A 16184-nucleotide genomic window follows, 5' to 3' on the forward strand; every position below is an offset into this window, starting at 1 on the left:
ATTCTCCGTATCGGGCCGGTGTCGTAACGGACCAAAAGTGTGTGCCAGCTAACTTTTCCTGTCGGCATGGATCGGTTGGCCGTCGTACTAGACGGTCGGTAGCATCGAAACAGCAACCAAAACACTCAAACCTTCGGCGGGTCCAATGATGTGGCCGCTCGCACCGATCGGGAGGTGTCAGGTGGCAATCATTGATCCATTCCACGACGGAACGCTGAGATACGCTCTGGGCGTGAGCGAACGACCCTCCGACGGCGGTGAACGCGCCTCCGACGCGAACCGTACGGACGGACTGGGAACCGATCGCAACCGGTCCCGCGACGCGCCCCCCAGCCGGGCACGGCAACCCCGCATCGACCCGGATGTGGTCATCCCCCTGATTCCCGCGGAACTGTCCGAGGACCCCGACGAGACCGACGAGTCGCAGGCCGGGCGTCGGCGCGGCCGTTTCCCCGGGCAGCTCTCGGCCATGGTCAATGCCGCCAATCAGCGCGGCGACATCATCGACGCCATCCGTAAGGCGCGCGAGAACCTGCCCGGCGATCCGGCCTTCGGTGATCCGCTCTCGGTCTCCGGGCCCGGCGGCGCGCGTGCCGTGGCCCGCGCGGCGGACAAGCTGGTCGGTGATTCCCCCAGTGCCGCACGCGAATTGGGGCTGGGTGCGCTGCAGGTCTGGCAGGCCGTGCTGGAGCGGATCGGCAAGGGCCGCGGCCCGCAGGAGATCACCATCATGTTCACCGATCTGGTGGCCTTCTCCAGTTGGTCCCTGGCCGCGGGGGACGAGGTGACCCTGGACCTGCTGCGGCGGGTGGCCAAGGCCATCGAGCCGCCCATCGTGGATCGCGGCGGCCAGGTGGTCAAGCGCATGGGCGACGGCGTGATGGCCGTGTTCCCGTCCGCGGACCGGGCCGTACGGGCGGCGGTGGCGGCCAAGGAGAACCTGTCGGCGGTATCGGTGGACGGCTATCGCCCGCAGATGCGCCTGGGGCTGCACACCGGCAGTCCGCGCGAGATCGGCGGCGACTGGCTCGGCATCGATGTGAACATCGCGGCCCGCGTCATGGAGGCGGGCGGCAATGGCAACACCATGCTCTCGGGCGTGACCCTGGACTCGCTGCGCCCGGAGACCCTCGAGGAGCTCGGCCTGGGCGTAAAGCCCTATCGCCGTAGCTTTTTCGCGGCTCCCCTGAGCGGCGTCCCGGAAGATCTCCGCATCTTCCGCCTCGAAGCCGAGTGACGGTCCGCCGGCCCGAGAGTCAGTTCGTCATCCAGAGCACCGCGCCCACGGCCGCGAGCACGCCGCAGACGGCGAGCCCGATGGCCAGTGGGCGGGAGGTCTTGAACAGCGAGTACGCCCCGCCGAGCAGGAATCCGGCGAGGGCGAGCAGGACGATCACGGTGACGTCTGAGGACACCTGTTCAGTGTGCCTGAAGGTTGCCGACGTACCGGAGACCGGTCCCGACCTGGGATTCTGGAAAATAACAAGCACGCGGGCTTGATTTTTTCCGGGACCGATGTGACCCTGTAACCGACCGCAGCACCGAGGCTGCGCCGACCGCGCTGTGACAGCGCAGGTGCACAGGGAGGCCCGCCATGAGTCAGCTCGCCGACACTCCGGATCTGATTCGGATCGGCAACTGTTCCGGGTTCTACGGCGATCGCCTCAGCGCCATGCGGGAGATGCTCGAGGGCGGGCAGCTCGACGTGCTCACCGGCGACTATCTGGCCGAGCTCACCATGCTGATCCTGGGACGCGATCGCATGAAGGACGCGAACCTCGGCTACGCCAAAACCTTTGTGAAGCAGCTGGAGGGCAGTCTCGGCCTGGCCCTCGAGTCCGGGGTGAAGATCGTCGCCAATGCGGGCGGGCTGAATCCGGCCGGGCTGGCCCAGCGGGTGCGGGAGGTGGCCGAAAAGCTCGGTCTCGCACCGAAGGTCGCGTACGTGACCGGTGACGATCTGCTGGCGCGGGCCGGAGAGCTGGGGCTGGGTGCGCCGCTCACCGCGAACGCCTACCTGGGCGCGTGGGGCATCGCCGAATGCCTGACCGCGGGCGCGGACATCGTGGTGACCGGGCGGGTCACCGACGCCTCGGTGGTGGTCGGTCCCGCGGCCGCGCATTTCGGCTGGGGCCGAACCGATTACGACGCGCTGGCCGGTGCGGTGGTGGCGGGGCACGTCATCGAGTGCAGCACCCAGGCCACCGGCGGCAATTTCGCCTTCTTCACCGAGATCGCCGATCTGGGGCGGCCGGGCTTCCCGATCGCCGAGGTGCGGCGCGATGGCAGCAGTGTCATCACCAAGCATGCGGGCACCGGCGGCGCGGTCACCGTGGACACGGTGAAAGCCCAGCTCATGTACGAGATCCAGAGCGCGCGCTACGCCGGGCCGGATGTCACCACGCGACTCGACACCCTCGAGGTGAGCCAGGAGGGCCCCGACCGGGTGCTGATCAGTGGCGTGACCGGGGAGGCCCCGCCGCCGCAGACCAAGGTGTCGACCAATACCATCGGCGGATTCCGCAACGAGATGGAGTTCATCCTCACCGGTCTGGATATCGAGGCCAAAGCCGAACTGGCGCAACGGCAGCTGGAGTCGTGGCTGCCGGCGTGGCCCGCCGAGCTGGAGTGGACCCTGGCGCGGCTGGACCGGCCCGACGCCGACACCGAGGAGCAGGCCAGCGCCCTGCTGCGCTGTGTGGTCCGGGACCCGGATCCGAACAAGGTGGGCCGCGCGTTCTCCAGTGTCGCAGTGGAATTGGCTCTGGCCAGCTTCCCCGGCTTCTCGCTGACGGCCCCGCCCGGCAATGGCGGTCCGTACGGGGTGTTCACGCCGGGATACGTGGATTCCAAGGAGATTCCGCATACGGCGGTCCTGGCGGACGGCACCGAGGTGGCGGTCGCGCCGGCCGGGGAAACCCTGGAGCTGGCTGCGGTCGCGGAACCGGAACTGCCGCAGCCGCTTCCGGCCGGAGCCACCACTCGCGCCCCGCTGGGCGCGATCGCGCTGGCCCGCAGTGGCGACAAGGGCGGCAATGCCAATATCGGCGTCTGGGTGCGCACCGAGGAGCAGTGGCGCTGGCTGGTGCACACGCTGACCGTCGACGAGCTGCGCCGCCTGCTGCCCGAGACCGCCGCGCTGCCGGTCACCCGGCACGTGCTGCCGAATCTGCGGGCGCTGAACTTCATTGTCGAGGGCCTGCTCGGCGAGGGCGTGGCCTATCAGGCCCGCTTCGACCCGCAGGCCAAGGGGCTCGGCGAATGGCTGCGCGCCCGGTACCTCGACATCCCCGCGGAGTTGCTGCCGTGAGGCGGCGCGGCGGACCTGCGCTACGGCCGTGGACCGGCCGAGCCGGCGACAGGCGAGGGTTCGGCCTCGCGGAAGGGAACGAGGCGGTATGAGCGCCGGATATGCAGACCCGTGGCAGACACCCGAACGCCGCGAATTGCGCGCCACCGTGCGCGGTTTCGCGGAGCGGGAGGTGCTGCCGTATCTGGACGAGTGGGAGCGCAACGGCGAGATCCCGCGTGAGCTGCACAAGAAGGCGGGTGCGCTGGGGCTGCTGGGCATCCAGTTCCCGGAATCCGCCGGCGGTTCCGGTGGCGACGGCATCGACGCCGCCATCGTGGCCGAGGAGCTGCACTACGCGGGCTGCTCGGGCGGCCTGTTCGCCTCCCTGTTCACCTGCGGTATCGCGGTGCCGCACCTCATCGCCTCGGGCAATGCCGAGCACATCGAGCGCTGGGTGCGGCCGACGCTGGCGGGCGAGAAGATCGGGTCGCTGGCCATCACCGAGCCGGGCGGCGGTTCGGATGTCGGGCATCTGCGGACCACGGCGGTCCGGGACGGCGACGACTTCATCGTGAACGGGTCCAAGACCTTCATCACCTCCGGTGTGCGCGCCGATTTCGTGGTGACCGCGGTGCGTACCGGCGGTCCGGGCGCGGCGGGTGTGTCGCTGCTGGTGGTGGAGAAGGGCACGCCCGGGTTCACCGTCAGCCGCAAGCTGGAGAAGATGGGCTGGCTGTGCTCGGACACCGCCGAACTGTCGTATGTCGATGTGCGAGTGCCGGTCTCGAATCTGGTGGGCCCGGAGAACAGCGGATTCGCCCAGATCGCACAGGCTTTCGTGAGCGAGCGGGTGGGGCTGGCCGTGCAGGGGTACGGGCACGCCCAGCGCTGCCTGGACCTGACGCTGCAGTGGTGCCGGGACCGGGAGACCTTCGGCCGCCCGCTGATCAGCCGCCAGGCCGTGCAGAACACGCTGTCGGAGATGGCGCGCCGCATCGATGTCGCGCGCGTGTACACGCACGCGGTGGCCGAGCGCGCCGCCCGCGGTGAGACCGATCTGATCGCCGAGGTGTGCTTCGCCAAGAACACCGCCGTGGAGACCGCGGAATGGGTTGCCCACCAGGCGGTGCAGCTCTTCGGCGGCCTCGGCTACATGCGTGAGTCCGAAGTCGAGCGCCACTACCGCGATGTCCGCATCCTCGGCATCGGCGGCGGCACCAACGAGATCCTGACCAGCCTCGCGGCCAAGCGATTGGGGTTCCAGTCTTGAGTATTCTGCGCACGTCCGTAGACCCGAATTCGGCGGACTATCAGGCCGCCGCCGAGGCCATGACGGCCAAGCTGGCCGAGGTGGAGGCCGAGTACGCCAAGAACATCGCCGGCGGTGGCCCGGACAAGATGGCCCGGCACCGCAAGCGCGGCAAGCTGACCGCGCGTGAGCGCATCGAACTGCTCATCGACGAGGATTCGCCGTTCCTGGAGCTGGCCCCGCTCGCGGCCTGGGGCAGCGACTTCCATGTGGGCGCCAGCGTGATCGCGGGCATCGGCATTGTCGAGGGCGTCGAGTGCATGATCGTGGCGCCGGATCCGACCGTGCGCGGCGGTACGTCGAATCCGTGGACGCTGCGCAAGAACCTGCGCATGAACGACATCGCGCTGGAGAACCGGCTGCCGGTGATCGGCCTGGTCGAGTCCGGCGGCGCGGATCTGCCGACGCAGAAAGAGGTCTTCGTTCCCGGCGGGCGCATGTTCCGGGACCTCACCCGGCTGTCGGCGGCCGGCATCCCCACCATCGCACTGGTTTTCGGCAACTCCACCGCCGGTGGCGCGTACGTCCCGGGCATGTCCGATTACACGGTCATGATCAAGGAGCGCTCCAAGGTGTTCCTGGGCGGTCCGCCGCTGGTGAAGATGGCCACCGGTGAGGAGTCCGACGACGAATCCCTCGGCGGCGCCGAAATGCACGCCCGCATTTCGGGTCTGGCCGACTACCTGGCCGTGGACGAGCAGGACGCGATCCGGCTGGGCCGTTCCATCGTCAAGCGGCTGAACTGGCAGAAGCAGGGTCCGACCGCGCGCCCGGTCGCCGAGGTGATCGAGCCGATGTACGACTCGGAGGAACTGCTCGGCATCGTGCCGACCGACCTCAAGATCCCGTTCGATCCGCGCGAGGTCATCGCCCGCGTGGTCGACGGCTCCGACTTCGACGAGTTCAAACCGCTCTACGGTTCCAGCCTGGTGACCGGCTGGGCGGAACTGCACGGCTACCCGGTCGGCATTCTCGCCAATGCCCGCGGCGTGCTGTTCTCCGAGGAAGCGCAGAAGGCCACCCAGTTCATCCAGCTGGCCAACCAGTCGAACACGCCACTGCTGTTCCTGCACAACACCACCGGCTACATGGTCGGCAAGGAGTACGAGCAGAAGGGCATCATCAAGCACGGCGCGATGATGATCAACGCGGTGTCGAATTCGAAGGTGCCGCACATCTCGCTGCTCATGGGCGCGTCCTACGGCGCCGGCCACTACGGCATGTGCGGGCGCGCCTACGATCCGCGTTTCGTGTTCGCCTGGCCCAGCGCCAAATCCGCCGTCATGGGCGGCGCGCAGCTGGCGGGCGTCATCTCCATCGTGGGCCGGGCCGCGGCCGAGGCCAAGGGCATGCCCTTCAACGAGGAGGCCGATGCCGGGATGCGCGCCATGATCGAGGCGCAGATCGAGGCCGAATCACTACCCATGTTCATGTCGGGCCGCCTCTACGACGACGGCGTCATCGACCCCCGTGACACCCGCACGGTGTTGGGAATGGCGTTGTCCGCCATCCACAATTCCCCGATCAAGGGCGCCGAGGGCTTCGGCGTCTTCCGGATGTGAGGCCAGAGATGAGCATTGCGACCCCAATGGGCACAGTGATTACCAACGTTCTGGTCGCCAACCGTGGCGAGATCGCACGACGGGTGTTCGCCACCTGCCGTCGCATGGGTATCGCGACCACGGCGGTCTATTCCGACGCCGATGCGAACGCTCCCCATGTGGCCGAGGCGGATGCCGCAATTCGCCTGCCGGGCAACACCCCTGGCGAGACCTACCTGCGTGCCGAGCTGATCATCGAGGCGGCCCTGGCCGCCGGTGCCGACGCCATCCACCCCGGCTACGGATTCCTCTCCGAGAACGCCGAATTCGCCAAGGCCGTGCAGGCCGCCGGCCTGGTCTGGATCGGCCCGCCGGTCGCGGCCATCGAGCAGATGGGCTCCAAGGTCGAGTCCAAGAAGATGATGGACGCCGCCGGTGTCCCGGTGCTGAAGCAGCTGGATCCGGCCGAGGTCACCGCCGACATGCTGCCGGTGTTGATCAAGGCGTCCGCCGGCGGTGGCGGTCGCGGCATGCGCGTCGTGCGCGAACTGTCCGAGCTGACCGGTCAGATCGAGGCGGCACAGCGGGAAGCCCAGTCCGCCTTCGGCGATCCGACCGTTTTCTGCGAGCGCTACCTGGAGACCGGGCGCCACATCGAGGTGCAGGTTATGGCCGACACCCACGGCACCGTGTGGGCGGTCGGCGAGCGCGAGTGCTCGATCCAGCGCCGCCACCAGAAGGTCGTCGAGGAGGCTCCGTCGCCGCTGGTCGAGAAGGTCGACGCCATGCGCGCGTCAGGCTCGGAGGAGCCGCTCCACCTCCCAGCGCTTGCGCAGCGTAACCACGGAGAGCCCGCGCGCATGGCCGATGGGCAGAGCATGCGGGCGCGGTTGTTCGAAGCGGCGCGGCTGGCGTCGGAGGCCATCGGCTACGAGGGTGCGGGCACCGTCGAATTCCTGGCCGACGAGAAGGGCGACTTCTTCTTCCTGGAGATGAATACCCGTCTGCAGGTGGAACATCCGGTCACCGAGCAGGTCACCGGCCTGGACCTGGTGCGCCTGCAGCTGCAGGTGGCCGCCGGTCGCGCGCTGCCCGCGCGGCAGCCGGAGATGCGTGGCCACTCGATCGAGGTGCGCCTGTACGCCGAGGATCCGGCCCACGACTGGCAGCCGCAGTCCGGGCCCGTCCACAAGCTCGACATCCCGGGCACCCTGGGCGAATTCACCGTGCTGACCGAGCCGGGTGTGCGCCTGGACACCGGCGTGGTGGACGGCTCGGTGGTGGGCGTGCACTACGACCCCATGCTGTCGAAGGTCATCTCCTTCGCCGAAACCCGGGACGAGGCGGCGCATCTGCTGGCGAGCGCGTTGCAGCGGGCCAAGATCCACGGTCTGGTCACCAACCGCGACCTGCTGGTGCGGGTGCTGCGGCATCCGGCGTTCCTGGCGGGCGACACCGATACCGCGTTCTTCGCGACCCATGATCTCGAGAAGCTTTCGGCGCCACTGGTTTCCGAGGCCGGCGAGCAGCTGTCCATCGTGGCCGCCGCGCTCGCCGACGCCGCCGCCAACCGGCGCGCGGCCCGGGTCGGCAGCGGCCTGCCCAGCGGCTGGCGCAATCTGCCGTCGCAGCCGCAGTCCAAGTCCTACGAGTCGCGCCTGACCGGCAAGCACGAGGTGCGCTACCGCCTGACCCGCACGGGTGTCGAGGTCGAGGGCCACGACGGGATCGAATTGCTGGAGGCCACACCGGATCTCGTGGTGCTCCAGGTCCCGGGGGAGCGCGGCCCGGTGCGCCGGCGCTTCGAGATCGCCCGCTACGGCGACCTGGTCGCGGTGGATTCCCCGCTCGGCCCGGTGGCCGTACGCCGCCTGCCGCGCTTCGAAGACCCGGCCGACCAGGTGGCCGAGGGCTCGCTGCTGGCCCCGATGCCGGGCGCGGTCATCCGCCTGGGCGCGGCGGTCGGCGACCGGCTCGAGAAGGGCCAGCCCATCCTGTGGCTGGAGGCGATGAAGATGGAGCACACCATTGCCGCACCCACCGCCGGCGTGCTCACCGAATTGAACGTTTCCGCCGGCCAGCAGGTCGAGGTCGGCGCGGTTCTCGCCGTGGTCCACAGCGAAGATCAGGAGTAGGCAATGAGTTTCATCGAGACCGACGAGCAGAAGGCGCTGCGGGCCGCGGTCGCCAAGCTGGCCGCCAAGTACAACTTCCGCGACTACGCCGGCCCCAAGGCTCGCCGCAACGAGCCCTTCGACGAGCTGTGGGACGAGGCCGGCAAGCTCGGCTTCCTGGGCGTGAACCTGCCCGAGGAGTACGGCGGCGGTGGCGCGGGCATCTACGAACTCGCGCTCGTGCAGGAGGAATTGGCGGCGCAGGGCTGCGGCCTGCTGCTCATGGTGGTCTCGCCCGCCATCTGCGGCACCATCATCACCAAGTACGGCACCGAGGCACAGAAGCAGTACTGGCTGACCAAGCTGGCCGACGGCTCGTCGAAGATGGTCTTCGGCATCACCGAGCCGGACGCGGGCTCCAACTCGCACAAGATCACCACCACCGCCCGCCGCGACGGCGAGGACTGGATCCTCAACGGCCGCAAGATCTTCATCTCCGGCGTGGACCAGGCCGAGGCGGTGCTCATCGTGGCCCGCTCCGAGAACGCCAAGACCGGCAACCTGCAGCCCGCCCTGTTCATCGTCCCCACCGACGCCCCCGGCTTCGTGAAGACGAAGCAGGAGATGGACATTCTCGAGCCGGACAACCAGTTCACGCTGTTCCTCGACGATGTGCGGCTGCCCGCCACCGCCCTGGTCGGCCAGGAGGACGCGGCCATCGCGCAGCTGTTCGCGGGCCTGAACCCGGAGCGCATCATGGGCGCGGCCATGGCGGTCGGCATGGGCCGCTACGCCATCGACCGGGCCGTGGCCTATGCCAAGGAGCGCGCGGTGTGGAAGGGCGCGCCGATCGGCGCGCACCAGGGCATCTCGCACCCGCTGGCGCAGGTGAAGATCGAGCTGGAACTGGCCAAGGTCATGATGCAGAAGGCCGCGTTCCTCTACGACTCCGGCGACGACTTCGGCGCCGCCGAGGCCGCCAATATGGCGAAATACGCTGCGGCCGAAGCCAGTATCAAGGCACTCGACCAGGCCATCCAGACCCACGGCGGTTCCGGCCTGACCTCGGACGTGGGCCTGGCGGGCATGCTGGCCGCCGCACGCATCGCCCGGGTGGCGCCGGTCAGCCGCGAGATGATCCTCAATTTCGTGGCCCAGCACTCGCTGGGTCTGCCCCGGTCCTACTGACCGGGGCGACGAGTGGCGGCGGTGTGCGCGGCCACCGCCACTCGTCCCTCCCGCACCCGAAAGCCACACAGCAGCAGGAGTATTCGATGACCGACACAGCCGGTGCCGCCACGGACGCGCCGTTCGTGCGCTACGAGGTGCGCGACGGATTCGCGGTACTGACCCTGGACTCCCCGCACAATCGCAACGCCCTGTCCTCCCGGCTGGTCACCGAACTGCTCGCGGGCCTGGCGCGGGCGACCGGGGACGACGCGGTGCGCGGGGTGGTGCTCACCCACACCGGCAACACCTTCTGCGCGGGCGCGGATCTCAAGGAGGCGGTGGACGCCGACCCGGCGGCCGCCGCCGACATCCGCACCCGCTGGATGATCTCGGTACTGCGCGACATCCTCGCCATGCCCAAGCCCGTGGTGGCGCAGGTGGACGGCAACGTGCGGGCGGGCGGCATGGGCATCATCGCCGCCTGCGACCTCGTGGTCGCCGGGCGGAACAGCAGCTTCGCGCTGACCGAGGTGCGGATCGGCCTGGCCCCGTTCATGATCTCGCTGACCCTGCTGCCGCGCATGACCGGCCGATCGGCGGCCCGCTACTTCCAGACCGGCGAGACCTTCGACGCGGCCGAGGCCGAACGCATCGGCCTCATCACCATCGCCGCCGACGACCCCGCGGCCGAGACCGCCCGGCTGCTCGGTGAACTCCGCAAGGGCGCACCGCAGGGCCTGGCCGAAGCCAAACAGCTCGTCAACGCGGACCTGCTCACGGCCTTCGACCGCGGGGCCGAGGACCTGGCCAAACGCTCCGCGAGCTTCTTCGGCACCCCCGAGGTGATCGAGGGCATCACGGCCTTCATGCAGCGCCGCCCACCCAGCTGGGCAGAATAGGCAACCATGGCGACACCCCACGAACCCAAGCAGGACCGCAGCCGGGCCACCCGGCAGCGGCTGCTGGAGGCGACCATCGACTGCCTGGCCCAGACGGGCTGGGCGGCCGCCACGGTCGCGGTGGTGGCCGAACGGGCCGGGGTGTCGCGCGGTGCGGCCCAGCATCACTTCCCCACCCGTGAGGATCTGATCACCGCCGCCCTGGAGTACATGTTCGACACCCGGATGGACCAGGCCAAGGCCGACGCCCTCGCGGTCGCCGACGTCGCCGAGGGCGTCGCGCGCACCGAGGCGGTGGTGGCCGGCCTGGTCGAGTCCTACACCAGCCCGCTGTTCAAGGCGGCGCTGCAGGTCTGGACCCACGCGGCCGCCGACCCGGCCCTGCGGGAACGAATCGTCCCCATGGAAGCCCGCTTCGGCCGCATCTCGCATCGGATGGCCGTCGAGGCGCTGGGCGTGGACGACTCGGATCCGGTCGCCCACCACCTGGTGCAGGCCACCCTCGACCTGGCCCGCGGCCTCGGCCTCGCCGATGTCCTCACCGACGACTCCCTGCGCCGCAAGGAAATCGTCCAACAGTGGGCCGCCACCCTCCACACCGCCCTGGCCGCCCGCCACTGACCATCCGCCGACGGCCGCCACTCGAGACCGAGCGCTGAACAGTGGCGATCCGGCTGCTGGGAACGGCGTTGATGGCTAGCGGTCCGGCTGTGCGGGGCGGTCGAGGAGGATCGCGGCGGCGCGGGCGAGGACCTGGGCGCGGGTGCGGCCGGGATGGTCGGCGGCGAGGAACTGGTTTCCGATGGCCAGGCAGAAGGCGAGCAGGCTGCGGGCCTCGATCTCGTCGGGGTCGGAGCAGAAGGTGCCGATGGTCTCGCGTAGCAAGGCCATTCGACGGTCGTCGACGCGGCGCAGCCGGGCGGCGACCGATTCATCGCGGCGGGCCCAGTCCCGGACGGCCAGGTCGATCGCCAGCAAACGGTTGGGCGACAAGGTCAATCGGCCGGCGAGCGTGATCCTGTCCCGCGGGTCGTCTTCGAGCGCAATGGTTTCGAGCACTTCGTCGGTGCTCTCGCGCTCCCAGACATCCAGCATTGCCTCCAACAGGGCGGCGCGGTCGGGGAAGTACCCGTAGAACCCGCCCTTGGTCACGCCCAGCTGCTTGGCCAGGACTTCGATGCGGACCGCTTCCACGCCGCTGTCGACGAGTGTCTGCAAGCCCTGCTCGATCCACGCCTCGCGCGGGGTGCGGGCCACGCCCATATGGTGACTCCTCTCACGCCTGGCCTTCTATACGGCACCGTATATCAGGGCTACTGTCGCTGTTGTACGCCACCGTATAACAAGACTGGCGGGGGAACGAGACACGCACCCCCGCAGGAGAAATGGGGAGTTCGGATGATCAAGTGGGCTGGTCGGCTCATCGTATTCTTCGGAGCCGCACACACCGTGGGCGCGTTGACGATCGAGCACGCGGCACGCCACGCCGGAGCGTGGTTCAGCGGGGAGCTGTGGGGTGACGACTTCGCCGCCATGAGTCCGGCGGACAGCGCCTACTGGCTCTCCCTGGACAGCTTCGGCATTCCGCTGATCGTGCTCGGCCTGACGGTGCTCTGGCTCGACAACCGGCACATCACGCCACCGCCCTTCATCGCGTGGATTCTGGGGATTTGGACGGTGATCGGCGCCATCGTCCTCGCGCCCACCCCCTGGCCGATCATGGCGCTCGCGACAATCCTTCTGTTCGTCGGAGCCCGCCGCACCGCACCCCACGACAGCCCGATAAATGCTGGATCGCGAGGGATCGGGTAGCGCGTATCTCGGTTGGGCACTCGGTGCTGGTCAGAAGGGGTGGAGCCAGAAGCGGCCTACGGTGATGAACAGGGCCAGGGCCAGGTAGAGCACGTTGGCGATCAAGGCGGCTCGGTCGCCGTGGCGGAGGTGGGTGATCATGGCGCCGATCATCAGGAGGATCCAGCAGATGGCGGTGACCGGGACCATGAACGGGGCTGTGTCCAGGGCTGCGGGGAGGGTGAGGCCCAGGGCGGCCAGGACTTCCAGGGCGCCGAGGGTTTTGACGAATGTGGCGGTGGCGTCGCCGGTCCAGCCGCCGCCGGGGGCGCCGGCCAGCTTCTCCTTGGGGACGATGATCTTCGTGAGGCCGCCGAAGAGGGCTACGGCTGCCAGTAGTCCGGCGCAGATCCACAGGGCGATGTTCATGGTGGCGACTCCTTTTCAGCGATTCGCACACAAGAGTCGGAATCGTCCGGTCTTGTGACATCACCTGCGAATGACCTGCGTCACGGGCGGCGGAGTCGATCGGGGCGTCGCCGCCGATTCGGATGGTCAGGCGTGGTAGTGGGATGGGTCCCACGAGGGGAAGGGGTCGGGGTAGCTGAGCCATTCCTGGTGGCCCGCAGCGAGTTCGGCGTCGGTGAGGAGGGCTGAGGTCAGGAGGTCGTGGACGTGAGGGCGGTCGAGTCTGATGCCGATGAAGACGATTTCCTGGCCGGGCTGCATGTCGAGCGCGTCCCAGTGGGCGCCGGCTTCGAAGGTCAGGTTCGGACCGGCCTGGGACCAGATGGCAGCCAGGTGGGGGCGGCTCGCCAGCCAGAAGAAGCCTTTGCTGCGGAGCAGTCTCTGTAACTGGGCGAGGGCGGCGTCGAGGCGTTCGGGGTGGAAAGGGCGGTCGGCGGTGAAGGTGAGGCTGCTGATGCCGTATTCCTCGGTTTCGGGGGTGTGGCCGCCCGCCAATTCCTCGTCCCAGCCCTCGAATTGGGCGGCGAGATCGGGGTGGTAGCGGCCGGTGCCGAGGACTTCGGCGAGGTCGACGACGCCGTGCGCGGCGCGCAGGATCCGCGCGCCCGGGTTCAATCGCCGGATCGTGGCCTCCACGGTTCCGACGGCATTCGCGCTCACCAGGTCGGTCTTGTTGAGCACCAGCACATTCGCGAACTCGACCTGATCGACCAGCAGGTCGGCAATGGTGCGCGCATCCCCTTCTCCCGCTTGCAGATTCCGCTCGGCCAGGGCCTGCCCCTTCACCACTTCGGCGAGGAAGGTGGAGCAGTCCACGACCGTCACCATGGTGTCCAGGCGCGCGAGTTCACCGAGCTGAAAGCCGTCCTCGAACTCCCACTCGAAGGTGGCCGCCACCGGCATCGGCTCGGAGATCCCGGTGGATTCGATGACCAGCTGGTCGAAACGCCCCTCCCGCGCCAGCTTTCCCACCGATTCGATGAGGTCCTCGCGCAGCGTGCAGCAGATGCAGCCGTTGGTGAGCTCGACCAGTCTCTCCTCGGTGCGGTCCAGGTGCCCCTGCCCCGCTACCAGCGCCGCGTCGATGTTCACCTCGCTCATGTCATTGACGATGACCGCCACCCGGCGGCCCTCCCGGTTGGCCAGGATGTGGTTGAGCAGGGTCGTCTTGCCCGCACCGAGGAATCCCGACAGTACGGTCACAGGCAGCTGAGTTGAAGTCACCATTTAATGATAATGATTTTCAATATCCGCGATCGATCGCCCCCAAGGTTCGAGACCTCCAGGGCCGCGAACCCGCCCGGAGCGAAGCGGAGGGCAAGATAAGCGCCGTGCAACTCTTACCGCTTGCCCCGAACGGCACCACCCCGGTCCGCGCCCTCACCATCGCGGGCACCGACTCCGGCGGCGGCGCGGGCATCCAGGCCGACTCCCGCACCATGGCCCTGTGCGGTGTGCACGCGTGCGTGGCGGTCGCCGCGGTGACCGTGCAGAACACCGTCGGCGTCAGCGGTTTCCACGAGATCCCGCCGCAGATCGTGGCCGACCAGGTGCGAACCGTGGTCGGCGACATCGGAATCGGCGCGGCCAAGACCGGCATGCTGGCCTCCACCGCCATCATCGAGGCCGTGGCGGCGGTCTGCCGCGAGGTCGGCATCGGACGCCAGGGCAGCATCCCGCTGGTGGTCGATCCGGTCGCCGCCTCCATGCACGGCGACGCCCTGTTGCACGCCGAGGCCCTGGATGCGGTGCGCCACACCCTGATTCCGCTGGCCACCGTGGTCACCCCCAACCTCGACGAGGTCCGTCTGATCACCGGCATCGACGTGATCGACGACGCTTCCGCCCGCAAGGCCGCCGAGGCGCTCATCGCGCTGGGCCCGCAGTGGGCCATCGTCAAGGGCGGCCACCTGCGCACCTCGGAGCAGTCCACCGACCTGCTCTTCGACGGTGACACCTTCCACGAGCTCCCCGCCCGGCGCCTGGTCACCGGCAACGATCACGGCGGCGGCGACACCCTGGCCGCGTCCATCTGCTGCGCGCTGGCCCACGGCTACTCGGTCCCCGACGCCGTCGCCTTCGCCAAGGAATGGACCTTCCGCTGCCTGGAAGCGTCGTACGACCTGGGTAAAGGACACGGACCGGTCTCCCCGCTGTGGCGGCTGCATCTCGGACCGAGCTAGCGCGATCACGGCGGGGCCCGCGCGATCTCGATCCGGGCTCGTGCATCGCACGAAATCGACGCCGAGGCAAGCGGCTCCCAGGAACCTCCCAGGCAGGCCGCAGACTGATGTGAGTCTGGTGATCGAGATTGGTCACCATGAACGACACCGTAACCGCCGTGCGGGCGGCGGAACCCGCAGAAGCAGTGACCGCGCCCGTCGTGGACGTGGTCGTTCCGGTCTACAACGAAGAGGTCGACCTCGGCCCCTGCGTGCGCAGACTGCACGCGTTCCTCACGCTGAACTTCCCCTTCACGGCGCGCATCACCATCGCCGACAACGCCTCCACCGACAACACTCTCGAGGTGGCCCGGCAGCTGGCCGACCAGATGGACGGCGTGCGGGTGGTGCATCTGGACCGCAAGGGCCGCGGCCGCGCGTTGCGCGAGGTCTGGCAGGCCTCCGACGCCCAGGTCGTCGCCTACATGGACGTGGACCTGTCCACCGACCTCAACGCGCTGCTACCGCTGGTCGCGCCACTGGTGTCCGGGCACTCCGACGTCGCCATCGGCACCCGGCTGGCCTCCTCCTCACGGGTGGTGCGCGGGCCCAAGCGCGAGATCATCTCCCGCTGCTACAACCTGATCCTGCGGGCCTCGCTGCAGGCCAAGTTCTCCGACGCGCAGTGTGGCTTCAAGGCCATGCGCGCCGACGTGGCCAAGCTGGTGCTGCCGCTCGTCGAGGACGGCGAATGGTTCTTCGACACCGAACTGCTGGTGCTGGCCGAGCGCATCGGGCTGCGCATCCACGAGGTGCCGGTGGACTGGATCGACGATCCGGACTCGCGGGTGGACATCATCGACACGGCCCGCAAGGACCTGCTCGGCGTCTGGCGGGTCGGCCGCGCGCTGACCACCGGCCGGCTCCCCATCAACGAGCTGCGCGCCGCCATCGGCCGCGAGCCGCTGGTGGAGGGCGTGCCGCTGGGCATGGTCGGGCAGCTGGTCCGCTTCGGCATCGTCGGCGTCACCTCGACCCTGGCCTACCTGCTGCTCTACGTCCTGCTGCAGGGCATCACGGGCGCGCAGGCCGCCAACTTCCTGGCCCTGCTGGTCACCGCGATCGGCAATACCGCCGCCAACCGCGCCTTCACCTTCGGGGTGCGCGGGTCCAGTCAGGCGGTGTCGCACCACTTCCAGGGGCTGGTCATCTTCGGCGTCGGTCTGGCGCTGACCAGTGGTTCGCTCTACACCCTGCACCATTGGGCCCCGGATGCGGCGGTGCACCTGGAGCTGCTGGTGCTGGTGATCGCCAACCTGGTCGCCACCCTGCTGCGCTTCGTCGGCCTGCGCTGGGTCTTCCGCAATGCCGGAAAGCATCCCGTGCCCGAGGCGGTCCGGTGACCACGATCCTCCCTGCGCCACAGGCGCTTCCGAAC

At 68.9% G+C, this 16184-nt stretch carries 15 protein-coding genes; 11 read left to right on the top strand and 4 right to left on the bottom strand.

The window, feature by feature from the left end:
• The first annotated feature begins 232 nt into the window (after nucleotides 1–232).
• Complete coding sequence (locus ACWEKS_RS20945; RefSeq protein WP_452341628.1) at nucleotides 233–1237, top strand: adenylate/guanylate cyclase domain-containing protein; 1005 nt, start codon at nucleotides 233–235, stop codon at nucleotides 1235–1237.
• 19 nt (nucleotides 1238–1256) lie between these two features.
• On the opposite strand, the gene ACWEKS_RS20950 is transcribed toward ACWEKS_RS20945, so the two are convergent.
• A complete protein-coding gene (locus ACWEKS_RS20950; protein WP_354843480.1) occupies nucleotides 1257–1415 on the bottom strand; it encodes a hypothetical protein in 159 nt (52 codons plus the stop codon).
• Between the two features lie 179 nt (nucleotides 1416–1594).
• Here ACWEKS_RS20950 and ACWEKS_RS20955 point away from each other — a divergent pair, with 179 nt between their 5' ends.
• The 7 genes from ACWEKS_RS20955 (at nucleotide 1595) to ACWEKS_RS20985 (ending at nucleotide 10946) form a co-directional block, all read left to right on the top strand.
• Complete coding sequence (locus ACWEKS_RS20955) at nucleotides 1595–3310, top strand: acyclic terpene utilization AtuA family protein (protein ID WP_452341629.1); 1716 nt, start codon at nucleotides 1595–1597, stop codon at nucleotides 3308–3310.
• Between the two features lie 88 nt (nucleotides 3311–3398).
• On the top strand, nucleotides 3399–4562 hold the full coding sequence (locus ACWEKS_RS20960) for an acyl-CoA dehydrogenase family protein (protein ID WP_379388616.1): 1164 nt from the start codon (nucleotides 3399–3401) through the stop codon (nucleotides 4560–4562).
• A complete protein-coding gene (locus ACWEKS_RS20965; protein ID WP_452341630.1) occupies nucleotides 4559–6163 on the top strand; it encodes an acyl-CoA carboxylase subunit beta in 1605 nt (534 codons plus the stop codon). The genes ACWEKS_RS20960 and ACWEKS_RS20965 overlap by 4 nt, the downstream gene beginning before the upstream one ends.
• A 26-nt stretch (nucleotides 6164–6189) precedes the next feature.
• Nucleotides 6190–8277 carry an acetyl/propionyl/methylcrotonyl-CoA carboxylase subunit alpha gene (locus ACWEKS_RS20970; protein ID WP_452341631.1) on the top strand — a complete coding sequence of 696 codons (2088 nt, stop codon included), beginning with the start codon at nucleotides 6190–6192 and terminating at the stop codon, nucleotides 8275–8277.
• 3 nt (nucleotides 8278–8280) lie between these two features.
• Complete coding sequence (locus ACWEKS_RS20975) at nucleotides 8281–9444, top strand: acyl-CoA dehydrogenase family protein (RefSeq protein ID WP_452341632.1); 1164 nt, start codon at nucleotides 8281–8283, stop codon at nucleotides 9442–9444.
• A gap of 86 nt (nucleotides 9445–9530) precedes the next feature.
• Nucleotides 9531–10325, top strand: a complete 795-nt coding sequence (locus ACWEKS_RS20980) for an enoyl-CoA hydratase family protein (RefSeq protein ID WP_452341633.1) — start codon at nucleotides 9531–9533, stop codon at nucleotides 10323–10325.
• Nucleotides 10326–10331: 6 nt separating this feature from the next.
• Nucleotides 10332–10946, top strand: coding sequence for a TetR/AcrR family transcriptional regulator (locus tag ACWEKS_RS20985; RefSeq protein ID WP_357004891.1), 615 nt, complete (start codon nucleotides 10332–10334; stop codon nucleotides 10944–10946).
• A 75-nt stretch (nucleotides 10947–11021) separates the two neighbouring features.
• On the opposite strand, the gene ACWEKS_RS20990 is transcribed toward ACWEKS_RS20985, so the two are convergent.
• Nucleotides 11022–11588 carry a TetR/AcrR family transcriptional regulator gene (locus ACWEKS_RS20990; RefSeq protein WP_452341634.1) on the bottom strand — a complete coding sequence of 189 codons (567 nt, stop codon included), beginning with the start codon at nucleotides 11586–11588 and terminating at the stop codon, nucleotides 11022–11024.
• A 135-nt stretch (nucleotides 11589–11723) separates the two neighbouring features.
• On the opposite strand from ACWEKS_RS20990, the gene ACWEKS_RS20995 reads away from it, so the two are divergent.
• Entirely contained in the window at nucleotides 11724–12137 is a 414-nt protein-coding gene (locus ACWEKS_RS20995) for a DUF6463 family protein (protein WP_452341635.1), read from the top strand.
• 30 nt (nucleotides 12138–12167) lie between these two features.
• On the opposite strand, the gene ACWEKS_RS21000 is transcribed toward ACWEKS_RS20995, so the two are convergent.
• Nucleotides 12168–12545: a DoxX family protein gene (locus ACWEKS_RS21000; RefSeq protein ID WP_452341636.1), complete on the bottom strand. Its 378-nt coding sequence runs from the start codon at nucleotides 12543–12545 to the stop codon at nucleotides 12168–12170.
• A gap of 126 nt (nucleotides 12546–12671) precedes the next feature.
• Nucleotides 12672–13811: a GTP-binding protein gene (locus tag ACWEKS_RS21005; RefSeq protein ID WP_452341637.1), complete on the bottom strand. Its 1140-nt coding sequence runs from the start codon at nucleotides 13809–13811 to the stop codon at nucleotides 12672–12674.
• A 104-nt stretch (nucleotides 13812–13915) separates the two neighbouring features.
• On the opposite strand from ACWEKS_RS21005, the gene thiD reads away from it, so the two are divergent.
• Together thiD and ACWEKS_RS21015 are read left to right on the top strand one after the other, a co-directional pair.
• Nucleotides 13916–14767 (top strand): bifunctional hydroxymethylpyrimidine kinase/phosphomethylpyrimidine kinase, encoded by an 852-nt coding sequence (thiD, locus tag ACWEKS_RS21010; RefSeq protein WP_354843653.1) that lies wholly within the window; start codon nucleotides 13916–13918, stop codon nucleotides 14765–14767.
• A 137-nt stretch (nucleotides 14768–14904) separates the two neighbouring features.
• Nucleotides 14905–16149 carry a glycosyltransferase gene (locus ACWEKS_RS21015; protein WP_452341638.1) on the top strand — a complete coding sequence of 415 codons (1245 nt, stop codon included), beginning with the start codon at nucleotides 14905–14907 and terminating at the stop codon, nucleotides 16147–16149.
• Nucleotides 16150–16184: the final 35 nt, after the last annotated feature.

The organism is Nocardia sp. NPDC004711 (genome assembly GCF_053601595.1).

Coding starts and splice junctions, on each gene's coding strand:
- ACWEKS_RS20980 (WP_452341633.1), top strand. CDS start 9,531: ATGACCGACACAGCCGGTGCCGCCACGGACGCGCCGTTCGTGCGCTAC.
- ACWEKS_RS20975 (WP_452341632.1), top strand. CDS start 8,281: ATGAGTTTCATCGAGACCGACGAGCAGAAGGCGCTGCGGGCCGCGGTC.
- ACWEKS_RS20995 (WP_452341635.1), top strand. CDS start 11,724: ATGATCAAGTGGGCTGGTCGGCTCATCGTATTCTTCGGAGCCGCACAC.
- ACWEKS_RS20960 (WP_379388616.1), top strand. CDS start 3,399: ATGAGCGCCGGATATGCAGACCCGTGGCAGACACCCGAACGCCGCGAA.
- ACWEKS_RS20990 (WP_452341634.1), bottom strand. CDS start 11,588: ATGGGCGTGGCCCGCACCCCGCGCGAGGCGTGGATCGAGCAGGGCTTG.
- ACWEKS_RS21000 (WP_452341636.1), bottom strand. CDS start 12,545: ATGAACATCGCCCTGTGGATCTGCGCCGGACTACTGGCAGCCGTAGCC.
- ACWEKS_RS20955 (WP_452341629.1), top strand. CDS start 1,595: ATGAGTCAGCTCGCCGACACTCCGGATCTGATTCGGATCGGCAACTGT.
- ACWEKS_RS20970 (WP_452341631.1), top strand. CDS start 6,190: ATGGGCACAGTGATTACCAACGTTCTGGTCGCCAACCGTGGCGAGATC.
- ACWEKS_RS20985 (WP_357004891.1), top strand. CDS start 10,332: ATGGCGACACCCCACGAACCCAAGCAGGACCGCAGCCGGGCCACCCGG.
- ACWEKS_RS21015 (WP_452341638.1), top strand. CDS start 14,905: ATGAACGACACCGTAACCGCCGTGCGGGCGGCGGAACCCGCAGAAGCA.
- ACWEKS_RS21005 (WP_452341637.1), bottom strand. CDS start 13,811: ATGGTGACTTCAACTCAGCTGCCTGTGACCGTACTGTCGGGATTCCTC.